Here is a 12882-nt window from a genome sequence, read left to right on the forward strand (position 1 = left end):
AATTTCATTCAGTTTACAGAAAGTTAAAATTTCACCAAAATAAAAAATTAGTTCTCGTACATAAAAATAAAAAAATCTCATCCGGAGATGAGATTAATATAATTGTAATAAAAAATAATTACTATTGAGCTATTCTTTTAAAAGTACGCGTTGTCGTTTTATATACGGTAGGATCAGTATTATCCACAAACTTTATATTCATCGTTTCAGCATTAAGATCAACAACCTGACCTTTTTCAGAAACTACAGTTCCCTGATATTTTATTTCGAAATTTTTATCAGATTTTGTATAAACATAAGAAAAATTACGCTGATTAATTGTTGTACAAGCCAAAGGACTACCTACTTCATCTTTATCAGTTCTTTTACCTGAAGAATTTTCACTAAAAACCCATGTAGATTGCTGTTGACAAGCAGTGTAAGTAATCTGATCAGAAAACCCGACACCGTCAAGGTCAACTTCAGTTCTTACTTCTGCTACAGGTTTCCAGGTTCCCACGATTGGAAACTCCTGCACAGTTTCTTCGTCATCGTTACAAGCGGTAGTAGCTACCATTAATGATAAACCTGCAAACAATAATGCTAATTTCTTCATAGATCAAATTTTTCAAGGCATAAAATTATGATTTTTTATTAAAACTCCATCATTTTTTTTGAATTTTGGAATCATAATTTACATTTTCTTAAAAATAGCGCTTTTAAAGACTATTTCCAAAGCCTTATATTTGCAAAAAATACTGAATGCCTGAAGTTTCCATCATCACGCCCTGTTATAATTCTTCAAAATTTTTGGAAGAGACAATCCGATCTGTGCAAAATCAGACTTTCACAGATTGGGAATGGCTGATTACGGATGACAGATCAACTGACAATTCCGTGGAAATTATTCAGAAAATCAATGATCCAAGAATAAAACTGACGATCGCAGAAAAAAATGGAGGAGCAGGACACGCAAGAAATATTTCATTAAAAAACGCAACCGGAAGATTTATCACTTTTCTGGATGCCGACGATTTTTGGGAACGGGAATTTCTTGATGAAATGGTTGCTTTTATGAAAAAAGAAAATGCTGAAATCGCCTACTCCACTTATGCGAGATGTGATGAGAATTTAGAACCGAAAATTGGAGATTTCAAGGCTGATAAAGTAGTAACTTTTAATAATTTATTAAAAACCTGCCGTCTTTCTCTACTTTCATCCATTTATGATTCTAAAAGAGTTGGTATAGAATTTTTTCCGGAAGGAAGTAAACGCGAAGATCATGTCATGTGGCTGAATTTACTTAAAAAAATTCCTGAAGGAAAACCGCTTCCAAAAACGATGGCAAAATATAGAATGCATCCCACAAGTGTTTCGAGAAAAAAACAAAATATCATAAAGGATCAATATTTGGTATATAAAGATTTTATGAAATTTTCTACAGTAAAATCTTTGTGTTATACCGCCAATTGGGCATTTAACGGATTTTTGAAATACTCAAAAATATTTAATTAATGGAATACTCAAAAGAATTTAAAGCTGCCCTGAGCAATTTTTCGGCTATTGAAAAAGACCGATTGATTTTCCGTTTGTTGAAAAAGGATAAACTTTTATCTAAAAAACTTTATTTTGAACTGATTGATACTGAAACGACAGATCAGAAAAGAACTCAAATAGAAGAACAGATTGAGGAAAGAGTTCTATTAGCTTCAAAATACATTGGAAATCCTAAATATTTTTTAGTTTTAATCAGAAAAATAAGTGCCGAAATTACCGAGCATGTAAAAATAACGACCGACAAATTTGGTGATATTTATCTTCAACTTTTTTTAGTTAATCAAATTTTAGAAAGTAACGATAAACTCAATCATCAGAGGTTTGACAATATTTATAAGCTTTATATTTATTTGATTAACAAACTTTTAAAAGCGATTATTTCAATCAAAAAACTTGATGAAGATTACTGGATGGAACTTAACGAAATATTAGAAAGTATAGAATCAAAAATTCATGAAAACAGATACTTGGAAAAACTCTGCATCAATAATAGCTTTGATTTTAATTGGTTGACGATCGATAAAATTCCCGACCATTTAGATTTAATTGTAAAAGATATTAAAAGTCAGGGATTTCTAAAGTGATAGAATTTTCCGCAAAATAAGTTCTGAAGAATTGGGTTGTTGAGCCACAAATTTTCCGGCCTTTTCTGACATACTTTTGAGCTCTTCATCATTATTTAAAAGGAACAGAGCAAATTCTGCGGCTTCATTTTCATGTTCAAAAGATCTTCCGCCATCAGATTTGATTAAATCATCTGCTTCGGGATTTTTCTCATAATGATTACCAAAAATCACAGGAACACCAAAAGTCGCTGCCTCAAGAATATTATGCAGTCCGGAATCGTGAAATCCACCACCAACAACAGCAATATCTGCATAAGAATATAATTTTGAAAGCAAACCGATACTGTCGATTATTAAAGTTGGAGAGTTGGAGAGATTTAGGGTTTCAGAGTTTTTTAATTCGCTGTAAAGAATGGCATTTGGAAAGATTTTTTTTAAATGTTCAACCCTTTTTAGATCGTGTGGCGCAATGATTAATTTCACATCCTGATCTTTTTCAAAAATCAATTTTGCTAATTTCTCTTCGGCTTGCCAGGAACTTCCAAAAACAACAGCTTTTTCATTGCTAACAAATTCTTTGATGAACTCAACATGATTATCACGGGATTTTAAATGTTTTACCCTGTCAAATCTTGTATCACCAGTAACCGAAGCGTTTGTTAAGCCAATACTTTTAGCCAAAAGATAAGAATGTTGTGTCTGATGAAAAAACCAGTCAACATCTTTTTGTAACTGCTTTACAAACCATCTTCCATATGAAGTGAAGAATGATTGACTTTCATAAAATAACGCTGAAATTACGAATGTTTTTACGTTATCCTTTCTCAGTTCAGCAAGAAGATTATACCAATAATCATATTTCACCGTAAAAAATAGTTCAACATCTAAATGTGAAATAAATTCACTTACATTTCTCTTCGTATCAAAAGGTAAATAACAGATCACATCTGCAATATTTTTCTTTTTAACGACATTCTCATAACCCGAAGGCGAAAAGAATGTCACCAAAATTTTATGATCCGGAAATTCATCTTTAAGCTTTTCTAAAACAGGTAGACCTTGTTCGTACTCTCCCAAACTTGCCGCATGCATCCAGATAACTTTATCCGAAGCTGAAAAAGCAGATTTTATGCGATCTACAGACTTCTTTCTTCCATCAACACCTTTTTTAGTTTTATCATTAAACAACGAAAAAACCTTCATTCCGAAGATGAGAAGATGAATGAATATATTGTATAGAAAATTCAAATTTAGATTTTAGATGTTTCAGCTTTGCTTTCTTTAATCATTCTGAAAATATGTATTCCCATTACAATAAATATGAGAGCTAATAAAATGAAAACTGCATTGCTCATTTCCTGTAGTTTGCCTTGTGCAATAAGAATATTTTCCACAACTGTATCTGCCAATAAAAGCAGTAAAGGAAGCAAAATGCTGTATGCGAAAAGCTTTAAACTTTCTTTATTCCGGTAAGAACTGGGAACATTCAGCATTGGTGAATCAGGATTTCTTGGAATACCAACAAGTAGTAAAAAGAAAAATGTCGCAATACCCGGTAATAACCAGATTACGCGTTTTTCGCTTTCTCCGTCTATAGCTCCATTAACTGCAAAGTGAGAAGGAACCGTTTCCGGTAAACCTGCATAATTCACTCCTATGAAAACCCAAATAAAAAAAAGCAGAATTATATTTATCGCTAAAAGTAAACTTGAAGTCCTCATATTAAATTACATTTTTAATCACTCTTAATTTGTGCGTATGTTTATTCAATTCTTTGTTGAAAATCCCTGTAGAATCCAAGGTATCAATTCTTACTTTTCCTGATGCATGAATGATCTTTTGGTTCTCAAGCATGATTCCGACATGAATAATTTTCCCTTCAGAATTTTCGAAAAAAGCAAGATCTCCCGGCTGGCTTTCTTCTACGAAACTCAAAACCTCACCTACTTCAGCCTGTTGATATGTATCTCTCGGAAGTTTAATGTTATGAATTTTAAAAACCAACTGTACAAAACCTGAACAGTCAACTGCAAAAAAACTTTTTCCACCCCACAAATAAGGAACATTACGAAATTCTTTGGCGGTTAAAGCAATACTTTCTCGCACATCATGACTTCTTCGGGAAGCAACGGCAGGATATTCTACTTCAGAACCCATAGAAAGCAAAGTACGACCATCATTAGTCATTATTGAAGCAAAATCCTCTGTAATCAAAGTTACTTTTCTATTTGTCAAATGTTCATCCGTGACGTGCTTGATTTGTTTGGTATCCATCCAGCCTTCATAGCCGTCGTAATGCATTTTTATTTTGGTCCAGTTTTTATTCACTTCCAAAATATCTGCACTTTCGCCAAACAATATTTCTGTAACGATTTCTGCTTTGTCAGAATTTTCTGCACGCACCGGTGCTACTGTCACAACACAAATTCCTTTATCCATTAGTTTTAAATTTTAGGTTGAGGTTTAGGTTGAGAACCTGATCATCCTCAATCTGAACCTCTTCCGTGTTTATTTCCTGCGAAGCAGATTTACTCCGTCACGCAAAGGTAAAATAAGATTTTCAAAATCGTCATCTTTCGCTACCAAATCATTAAGTTCTTTAATAACCTGTGTTTGTTTCTGTTTTGGATTTTCGTCTAAAACTTTTCCGTACCAAAGCACATTATCAAACATTACGACTGATCCCGATTTTGTTTTAGGTTTAATTAATCTGAAATATTCGGCATAATTTTCTTTGTCTGCATCAATGAAAACAAGATCAAAGATTTCATCTGTTTCTTTCAAAAATTCTTTCGCATCCTGAATTTTAAACTGAATCTGACCCGAAAATTCACTTTCAGCAAAATATTTTTTCGGCAAATAAGCTAAATCTTCGTTCACATCCAAAGTAGTCAGTTTTCCTTCTTGAGACAAACCTTCAGCCATACAAAGCGCTGCATAACCTGTAAAAGTTCCGATTTCTAAAATATTTTTCGGCTGCAAAATTTTTGAAATAATCGTTAGCAATCTTCCTTGCTGATAACCCGAAATCATGTGGGGCTGCGTTGTCTTCTGAAACGTTTCTCTTCTCAGTTTTCTGAGAATTTCCGGTTCTGCAGAAGCATGATTTTCCAAATACCTGTCCATCTCAGCATTCTTTTCTTCAAAAAAGCTCATTATGATAATTTTTTAAGATTCAAATTTACTCAAATATAAATAATTGTGAGAAATTGCAAAAACGAATATTACTCGAAAATACCGTAAAAATACGGATGTTTTGTAATGGTTTTTAGTGGTAGATTTGCCTTATGAAGAAGTCAATTGACATGATGATGAGAAAAAATTTACAACAAATGGAGTCTAAAGATAAGTTGATGAAACAACCTGATCCTTCAGAAAAAAAAATCCCCCTCAAAAGAGAACGTCATTCGCTTTTAAAAGCAATCTTCTTAAAAATTAAAAGAGAAGACGTTATCTAAAGAAAAATCCCGATAAAAATTTATCGGGATTTATTTTGTTCTTTATGTAACAGTTATTTCTTAGGAGTAATATCCATCAATTTCATAAATTCATCAAGCTTAGGCATAATGATGATTTCCGTTCTTCTGTTTTCACTTCTTCCGGTAACACTCATGTTGGTTGCCTTTGGATTGTATTCTGAACGTCCACCTGCTGTAATTCTAGCCGGATCAACACCAAACTGACTTTGCAATACTTTCGCTACTGAAGTTCCTCTTAATGCAGAAAGATCCCAGTTATCTCTCGGTAGATTTGCAGAACTTAAAGGAGAGTTATCTGTGTTTCCTTCGATCAATACAGAATATTTGTCGTAATCGTTGATCACTTTAGCTACTTTCCCAAGAACTTCCTGAGCTGCAGGAAGCACATTGTAATCTCCTACTTTATATAACATTTTATCGGAAAGTGAAATCATTACCACACCTTTCAATACTTTGATCTGTACATCCTGATCAGTCATATTATCCAAAGATCTCTTCAATTTGTTTGACAATGCTAAATTTAAGCTGTCATTTTTCGCATTAGAAGAAATAAGCTGCTTGATATACATGTTTGAAGAATTGATCTCTCCTACCAATTTATCAATGTTTGCAGAGCTTTTTCCTGTATTAGAAAGACAGGCGTCCAAAGAGGATTTCAAAGCGTCATGTTGGCTTTTCAATAAATTATTTTCAGCGGTCAATGTAGAATTCTGACCTTTCAGATCCTGAATTTCTCTTTGTCTTTCGCCGATATTTTCGATACACTGTTTGTAGTTGCCGCTCAATGCGTCATACTGCTTTTTACTTACGCAAGATGTTACGCCCAACACCATTGCAGAAACTGCTAAAATTTTAAAAATCTTCATAAATAATCTTTTTTAGACGAGCCAAATTTAGGAAAATTCATTTTAATTATATCGTTTATCTTTGTGCAAAAGAAATTCTGAGCCTTATGCTTGAAAGATCAACCGTCAAAAAACAACTTACGAATCTTATTGAATTCCCTGAAAACCAGTCGTATCTTTTAGCAGTAAGCGGAGGTGCAGATTCTATGGTTTTGGCTTTCATTTTTAAGGCTTTAGGTTTAAATTTCCAGGTTGCTCATGTGAATTACCAACTCCGGGGAAAAGATTCTGATTTAGATAAAAAAGTGGTTGAAGATTTCTGTATTTACCATAACATTAAATTTCATTTATATAAAGTTTCAGAAAAAGACAATAAGCCTGAAAATTCTATTCAGCTTTGGGCGAGAGAACTGCGATATGCTTTTTTTAAACAAATTCAGGAAAAAGAAAATTTAGAGTTTTTGGTTACCGCACATCATTTGAATGACCAACTCGAAACTTTTATCATTAATTTATCTAAAGCTTCAGGAATAAAAGGTTTAAGTGGAATTCCTGCAAGCGACAATAAAATTTTGCGTCCGCTTTTATATTTTTCTAAAGATGAAATTTATGATTTCGCCGACGAAAACAACATTACTTACCGCGAAGATCTTTCCAATAAAAAAAATGATTATTTAAGGAATAAAATCCGAAACCAAATTGTTCCTAAACTTTTGGAAACGAATGATCATTTTCTGGATAATTTTAAGAAATCTTTGTCTTATTTAAATCAAACAAAAGATTTTGTCCAGCAGCAAATTGAAGAGATTGAAAACAGAATTACAATTTCAAATAGGGAAAATAAAATTTTAGATAAAGAAAAACTCAATTTGGAAAGCAATTTTGTGAAATTTGAAATTTTAAAAAAATACGGTTTTGAAAAGGAAGAAGAAATTAAAAAAATCTTCAAAGCCGAAACCGGAAGTTCGTTTTTCTCTAAAGACTTTCAATTGATGATCAACAGAAACGAATTGATTTTAAACAAATTAAATCAAAAAAAAGAAAATCAGGAAGAGATCATTTTAATTGAAAAAATAGACCTTTTCAAAAACCAAACAACCATTAATCTCGAAGATACAATTGAAAAGATTGAAGGAATCAATAAAACGGTAAGTTGGGATTTTGATGCTGAAAAACTTACGTTTCCCTTACAACTGCGCAGAAAACAGCAAGGTGACGTTTTTTATCCCATTGGTTTTTCGGGAAAAAAGAAAGTTTCGAAGTTTTTTAAGGACGAAAAATTGTCTATTTTAGCCAAGCAAAAAATCTGGCTTCTGACAGACGGAAACAACAGTGTTTTAGGCATTCTTCCTTTCAGACAAGATCGGCGCTACGCAAAAGATGAGAGAACGAAAAACATTCTCACAATTTTTAATGAAAAGTAAAATGAAATTCAAAAACTGGTTTTTACTCATTCTCCTGTTCTTATTCACGGGAATTAATGCACAAATAAAAAATCCTGTAAAATTTAAATTCACCGTCAACGAACTTGGTAATAATCAATACGAAGCCGTTCTGAATGCGACTTTGGAAAGTGGTTGGCATATTTACTCAAGAGATATTCCAGAAGATACGGGAATTCCAACCGAATACATCGTTTCGGGAAAAAATATCGAACTGATTGGGAAATTTCAGGAAGTTGGAAAAAAGCATGAAGAATTTTCTGAAGCTTTCGGCGGAACGATTATTTATTATTCTAACGCTGCAGGTTTCAAACAGAAATTTAAATTAAAAGACGGAACAAAACCGGGAGAAGTTGTTGCTGAAATTACTTACCAAACTTGTGATGACAGAGTTTGTCTTGCTCCGAATACTTTAGAATTTACTCAGAAAATTACGCCAAAAGGAGTTGCGGAAGATGCCGTTGCGCCAATTGACGCGATAAAAGATTCTGTGAAAACTACAGAAACTGTCGTTGAAAATCCGGCAAAAAGTGATGTCACTGCAACGGAAACGTCAAAACTTGATCCTAAACAATTAAAAATCGCATCTATAGATTTCAAAAAACCTTTGACAGATTGCGGAAATGAGGCGGTTGTAGCATCTGAAAATTACTGGATGTATTTATTCTTAGGATTCATTGGCGGATTGATCGCTTTGCTGACTCCATGCGTTTTTCCGATGATTCCTTTGACGGTTTCGTTCTTTACAAAAGGAAGTCAGAACAAAGCAAAAGGAAAAAGAGATGCATTGATCTACGGATTTTTCATCTTGGTGATTTTTGTTTTATTAAGTGTTCCTTTCCATTTGATTGACGGAATTGCAGGAAATATTTTCAACGAAATTTCTACCAGTGTTTGGCTGAATGTCGTTTTCTTCATCATCTTTATTTTCTTTGCAGGAAGTTTCTTCGGATATTATGATATTTCATTACCAAGTTCGATTGCCAACAAATCTTCAAAAGCAGAAGAAGCAGGAGGAATTATTGGCATTTTCTTTATGGCTTTGACTTTAGTAATTGTATCTTTCTCTTGTACAGGTCCTATTTTGGGAAGTTTGTTGGGCGGATCTTTATCTGGTTCTTCTCATATTCCAACGCTTTTGACTTTGGCTTTAACAGGTTTTGGTTTGGCTTGGGCAATCATTTTCGGACTTTTAGCATTATTTCCACAGGCTTTACAAAGTCTTCCGAAATCAGGAGGATGGATGAATACGGTGAAGGTTGTTTTAGGTTTCATAGAATTGGCGTTGGCTTTAAAATTCCTTTCAAAAGCAGATTTAGTTTCGAAAACTTTCTTAATCAAAAGAGAACTTTTCATTGGGATCTGGATCGTTGTCGGGATTGGTTTGGCTTTATATTTATTCGGATTAATCAGATTTCCGCACGATGATAAAAAACCGAAAATTTCTTTAACAAGAAAAATTTTGGGAGTTTTAGGAATTGGTTTTGTGATTTATTTAATTCAGGGGTTAATTCCGGCAGACAGACCAAAAATGCAATTATTAAGTGGAATTTTGCCTCCATTGAATGTAAGTTATTTCCATGATGAAAAAGACGGAATTCTTGGAATGAAACCCGAACATGATTTCTTTAACGCCATTGAATTAGCCAAAAAAGAAAATAAACCGATTTTAATTGACTTTACAGGTTATGGTTGTGAAAACTGTAGAAAGATGGAAGAATTTGTCTGGAGCGAACCGGACATTTTACCGATTTTGCAGAACGACATTGTTCTTGCTTCTCTTTATGTTGACGACAAAGAAGAACTTCCTGAAGATCAAAAAACTAAAATTGATTTGGGTGAAGGTCAGGTAAAAAGAGTAAAAACAATCGGGGATAGATGGAGTTTGTTCCAACAGGTCAATTTTAATAATAATTCTCAACCGCATTATGTTTTGATAACTCCTGACGGAAAAGTGATCAACACTCCGGTTTCAGGATATATGCCGAAAGAAGATTTCAAAAAATTCTTAGAATGCGGAGTAAATTTTTATAAAAAGAATAAATAATTTCATATTTAAAATAACAGAACTCACATCGAAAGGTGTGAGTTTTTTGGTGCCTGAATTTTTCAACTCACAATTATGCGAAACATTTCATTAAAATAAATAATAGTTAACAATTCTTAAATTTAGGTATAAACTTTGCATTGATTTTCATAATTAAGAAACAATACACTAATCTTTATCAAATTTTGTTTAACAAAAAAAATACTACCATGGCTGAAGTGATCGTACAAGAAAAAAAAGGAGGAAAACAAAAGAAAACCCCATTAAGAGTTGATATGACTCCAATGGTGGATTTGGGATTTTTATTAATTACCTTTTTCATGTTTACCACCAATTTTACAAAACCCAATGTGATGGATCTTGGTTTACCTGCAAAAAGTGACATTCCAACGAAAAATGTTGTAGACGACAAAAATCAGGTGACATTCATTCTTGGAAAAGACAACAGAGTTTTTTATCATCAAAGCAATGCGAAAGAACTGACTGAAAACAATTTGAAAGAAACAGATTTCAGCGGTGTGAAAATTTCAAACATTATTTCTGAAGCTTATAAAAAAGCACCGATTCCTGAAAATTTCACAATTATCGTAAAACCAACTGATGATGCAAACTATAAAAATTTTGTTGATGTTTTAGATAACATTGCCATCTCCAAAAAAGAACGATACGGAATCACAGACATCAAACCTTGGGAGAAGAAAGTTTACGAAAACGTAACAAAATAAACTGAAGAGCATTTTTATAATGCTCTTTTTTTATTTAAATTTGAGAATATTATTTATTCATTGATGAAAAAAACTTTAATCATAGCTATTGCAGGAATTCTCACATTCTCATGTTCTAAAAAAGAATCTCAAAAAACAGATAATAATTCTGATAGTACAAAAACAGTAGATTCTATCAACGAAGCCAGAACGAAAATCAACGACAGCATAAAAGCTCTAAACAGCAAGAACCGTTTCAGAGATTTCAGTGGCAGTCACAAATTTGTTTATCAGAATGACAGTTCGCCTAAATATTCAGGATCGATTAATTTCACTAAAATTGAGGGTGAAAGAGATAATTACACACTTTCAGGAGATATTAAATCTGGTAAAAATTCTGTTATTTTAAAAGGATTTGTACAGGTGCTTTCACCTAAAAGCATGAATTTCACCGGGGAAATTACTCAAAGTATTTCTGAAAACGACAACGGAAAATCTTACACAAGAAAAGGAACAAAGACGTTCATGTCAAAAGATGGTGGAAAAACATACAGACTTCAGGATATGGTAAACGGTTCAGGTTTTGTAGATTACATTGATATTCATTTTTAAATCTAAACTATGCTCAACTTCGATAAAAAAGGAAACGGAAAAGAAACTCTAGTTCTGCTTCACGGCTTTATGGAAAATCTCAGCATCTGGAATGATATGGAAAATCATCTTTCCAAAGATTTCACCTTATTAAAAATCGATCTTCCCGGTCATGGTAAATCTGATATTTTAGCTGAAGTTCACACGATGGAATTGATGGCTGAAGAAGTGAAAAAAGTAGTTGATCATGAAAATTTAGACAAAATTCACCTTCTCGGTCATTCTATGGGAGGTTACACATCTTTAGCTTTCGCAGAAAAATATCCTCAAAATCTGAAAAGTTTAACCTTATTTTTTTCAACTTATTTTGCAGATGATGAAGAGAAAAAAGAGCAAAGAATAAAAAGCTACAGAATCATCAAAGATGCATTTGCTCACTATGCAAGAGCGGGAGTTCCGAATTTATTTAATCAGAACGAAAGAGATGTTTTGGAAGGAAAAATAGAAATTGCCTTGGAAACTGCACTTTCGACCAATAATCTTGGCGCTTTAGCCTGCGTGAAAGGTATGGTTGCAAGAACTGATAAAAAGCATATACTAGAGAATTTAGAAGCAAAAATTTTAGTCCTTTCCGGAAAACACGATAATGCTGTAAAAACTGAATATACCATTAAAAATCTTCCGGACAGAACAAACATAAAATCTTATGTTCTCGATTGCGGGCACAACGGACATTGGGAAAAACCGAGCATTTGTGCAGAAATCATCAACACCGAACTTCTTCACCATCTTCCGAAAAAATTTATTTTATAAATCAATTATGAGAATTTGGATATTTTCATTGCTGTTGGTTTCGTTATTGGGTTGCAAAAAAGAAGCAAAATCTTCCACTACTCATAAAAGAGATACGGTTTCAGTTACACAAAATACAACTGAAGATTCTGTAGTCCAAAAACCGACTCAACCGCAAATCTTTGCTTTTGTTACAGAACTTTGTGATAATAAAGGATATTTTGATCCTGCAAAATATTCCCGTGATGAAATAGAAGGAACTTACAAATTATGGTTTCAGATGGGCGGAACAACATTAAGCACACCTTCTGTTTTCAAACTAAATGATCTGGAAGAAATCCGACGTGATAAAGATTTGATTTTAGCGAAACTCGACAAAGATTTTGCAGAAAAGAAAAAAGTAATCGAAAATCTACGAGTTGTCAATGTTCCTTATTGGCAAAATATCAAAAAAATACAATACAAATCCTTACACCAGGAATACGAATTTGAAAAACTTCAGATTACAAGTTACTCTGATCCATCAGTTTTGATTAATAACAAATTCACCGGAAAATGCGCAAACTTTGCGAAGGCTGTCAATGCAAATGAAGACGAAATAATTGCTGAATGGCGAAAACTTCGTAAGGAAATGAGTAAAAGAAATGGTAATCCGCAGAGAATTCTCACAGAATTCGAAAGTCATCTCAGTTCCTCAAACTGGAAGGATTACGCATTGATTGATTTAATTACTTTCGGATGGGGAAACTGTGCGAATGATGAAATTGAAAGACCTTTACATGACGAAAAAATGTATAATGAGTTTAATGCTTTGTTTATTAAAATTGATTCTGAATGTGATGAACCTTAATTTTCTTTTATCAAAAAATCTGTACTTTAG

15 protein-coding genes are annotated in these 12882 nt (G+C 33.0%); 9 read left to right on the forward strand and 6 right to left on the reverse strand.

Annotated elements, in window-relative coordinates:
- Nucleotides 1-121: 121 nt before the first annotated feature.
- Entirely contained in the window at nt 122-595 is a 474-nt protein-coding gene (locus NZ698_RS14020; RefSeq protein WP_263003825.1) for a lipocalin family protein, read from the reverse strand.
- A 146-nt stretch (nt 596-741) separates the two neighbouring features.
- On the opposite strand from NZ698_RS14020, the gene NZ698_RS14025 reads away from it, so the two are divergent.
- Nucleotides 742-1494, forward strand: a complete 753-nt coding sequence (locus NZ698_RS14025; protein WP_263003826.1) for a glycosyltransferase family 2 protein — start codon at nt 742-744, stop codon at nt 1492-1494.
- A complete protein-coding gene (locus tag NZ698_RS14030) occupies nt 1494-2120 on the forward strand; it encodes a deoxyuridine 5'-triphosphate nucleotidohydrolase (protein WP_263003827.1) in 627 nt (208 codons plus the stop codon). The genes NZ698_RS14025 and NZ698_RS14030 overlap by 1 nt, the downstream gene beginning before the upstream one ends.
- On the opposite strand, the gene NZ698_RS14035 is transcribed toward NZ698_RS14030, so the two are convergent.
- The 4 genes from NZ698_RS14035 to NZ698_RS14050 form a co-directional block, all read right to left on the reverse strand.
- Entirely contained in the window at nt 2112-3350 is a 1239-nt protein-coding gene (locus NZ698_RS14035; RefSeq protein ID WP_263003828.1) for a 3-deoxy-D-manno-octulosonic acid transferase, read from the reverse strand. The two genes, NZ698_RS14030 and NZ698_RS14035, sit on opposite strands and share 9 nt — an antisense overlap.
- A 2-nt stretch (nt 3351-3352) precedes the next feature.
- Complete coding sequence (locus NZ698_RS14040; RefSeq protein WP_263003829.1) at nt 3353-3823, reverse strand: DUF1648 domain-containing protein; 471 nt, start codon at nt 3821-3823, stop codon at nt 3353-3355.
- A 1-nt stretch (nt 3824) separates the two neighbouring features.
- Nucleotides 3825-4541, reverse strand: coding sequence for a C40 family peptidase (locus tag NZ698_RS14045; RefSeq protein WP_263003830.1), 717 nt, complete (start codon nt 4539-4541; stop codon nt 3825-3827).
- A gap of 69 nt (nt 4542-4610) precedes the next feature.
- Entirely contained in the window at nt 4611-5258 is a 648-nt protein-coding gene (locus NZ698_RS14050) for an O-methyltransferase (RefSeq protein ID WP_263003831.1), read from the reverse strand.
- Nucleotides 5259-5389: 131 nt separating this feature from the next.
- Here NZ698_RS14050 and NZ698_RS14055 point away from each other — a divergent pair, with 131 nt between their 5' ends.
- On the forward strand, nt 5390-5560 hold the full coding sequence (locus tag NZ698_RS14055; protein WP_263003832.1) for a hypothetical protein: 171 nt from the start codon (nt 5390-5392) through the stop codon (nt 5558-5560).
- A 53-nt stretch (nt 5561-5613) separates the two neighbouring features.
- Here NZ698_RS14055 and NZ698_RS14060 read toward each other — a convergent pair whose 3' ends face one another.
- A complete protein-coding gene (locus tag NZ698_RS14060) occupies nt 5614-6447 on the reverse strand; it encodes an OmpA family protein (protein WP_263003833.1) in 834 nt (277 codons plus the stop codon).
- An 86-nt stretch (nt 6448-6533) separates the two neighbouring features.
- Here NZ698_RS14060 and tilS point away from each other — a divergent pair, with 86 nt between their 5' ends.
- The 6 genes from tilS (at nt 6534) to NZ698_RS14090 (ending at nt 12852) form a co-directional block, all read left to right on the forward strand.
- Entirely contained in the window at nt 6534-7850 is a 1317-nt protein-coding gene (gene tilS, locus NZ698_RS14065) for a tRNA lysidine(34) synthetase TilS (RefSeq protein WP_263003834.1), read from the forward strand.
- A 1-nt stretch (nt 7851) separates the two neighbouring features.
- On the forward strand, nt 7852-9915 hold the full coding sequence (locus tag NZ698_RS14070; RefSeq protein ID WP_263003835.1) for a protein-disulfide reductase DsbD family protein: 2064 nt from the start codon (nt 7852-7854) through the stop codon (nt 9913-9915).
- A 209-nt stretch (nt 9916-10124) separates the two neighbouring features.
- On the forward strand, nt 10125-10640 hold the full coding sequence (locus NZ698_RS14075; RefSeq protein ID WP_263003836.1) for a biopolymer transporter ExbD: 516 nt from the start codon (nt 10125-10127) through the stop codon (nt 10638-10640).
- A gap of 63 nt (nt 10641-10703) precedes the next feature.
- A complete protein-coding gene (locus NZ698_RS14080) occupies nt 10704-11231 on the forward strand; it encodes a hypothetical protein (protein WP_263003837.1) in 528 nt (175 codons plus the stop codon).
- 9 nt (nt 11232-11240) lie between these two features.
- A complete protein-coding gene (locus NZ698_RS14085; RefSeq protein WP_263003838.1) occupies nt 11241-12023 on the forward strand; it encodes an alpha/beta fold hydrolase in 783 nt (260 codons plus the stop codon).
- Nucleotides 12024-12030: 7 nt separating this feature from the next.
- A complete protein-coding gene (locus NZ698_RS14090; protein WP_263003839.1) occupies nt 12031-12852 on the forward strand; it encodes a hypothetical protein in 822 nt (273 codons plus the stop codon).
- The last annotated feature ends 30 nt before the right edge of the window (nt 12853-12882 follow it).

Origin of the sequence: Chryseobacterium edaphi, assembly GCF_025628985.1 — a bacterium.
GTDB classification, from domain to species: Bacteria; Bacteroidota; Bacteroidia; order Flavobacteriales; family Weeksellaceae; genus Chryseobacterium; species Chryseobacterium edaphi.

Coding starts and splice junctions, on each gene's coding strand:
- NZ698_RS14020 (WP_263003825.1), bottom strand. CDS start 595: ATGAAGAAATTAGCATTATTGTTTGCAGGTTTATCATTAATGGTAGCT.
- NZ698_RS14025 (WP_263003826.1), top strand. CDS start 742: ATGCCTGAAGTTTCCATCATCACGCCCTGTTATAATTCTTCAAAATTT.
- NZ698_RS14030 (WP_263003827.1), top strand. CDS start 1,494: ATGGAATACTCAAAAGAATTTAAAGCTGCCCTGAGCAATTTTTCGGCT.
- NZ698_RS14040 (WP_263003829.1), bottom strand. CDS start 3,823: ATGAGGACTTCAAGTTTACTTTTAGCGATAAATATAATTCTGCTTTTT.
- NZ698_RS14045 (WP_263003830.1), bottom strand. CDS start 4,541: ATGGATAAAGGAATTTGTGTTGTGACAGTAGCACCGGTGCGTGCAGAA.
- NZ698_RS14050 (WP_263003831.1), bottom strand. CDS start 5,258: ATGAGCTTTTTTGAAGAAAAGAATGCTGAGATGGACAGGTATTTGGAA.
- NZ698_RS14055 (WP_263003832.1), top strand. CDS start 5,390: ATGAAGAAGTCAATTGACATGATGATGAGAAAAAATTTACAACAAATG.
- NZ698_RS14060 (WP_263003833.1), bottom strand. CDS start 6,447: ATGAAGATTTTTAAAATTTTAGCAGTTTCTGCAATGGTGTTGGGCGTA.
- tilS (WP_263003834.1), top strand. CDS start 6,534: ATGCTTGAAAGATCAACCGTCAAAAAACAACTTACGAATCTTATTGAA.
- NZ698_RS14070 (WP_263003835.1), top strand. CDS start 7,852: ATGAAATTCAAAAACTGGTTTTTACTCATTCTCCTGTTCTTATTCACG.
- NZ698_RS14075 (WP_263003836.1), top strand. CDS start 10,125: ATGGCTGAAGTGATCGTACAAGAAAAAAAAGGAGGAAAACAAAAGAAA.
- NZ698_RS14080 (WP_263003837.1), top strand. CDS start 10,704: ATGAAAAAAACTTTAATCATAGCTATTGCAGGAATTCTCACATTCTCA.
- NZ698_RS14085 (WP_263003838.1), top strand. CDS start 11,241: ATGCTCAACTTCGATAAAAAAGGAAACGGAAAAGAAACTCTAGTTCTG.
- NZ698_RS14090 (WP_263003839.1), top strand. CDS start 12,031: ATGAGAATTTGGATATTTTCATTGCTGTTGGTTTCGTTATTGGGTTGC.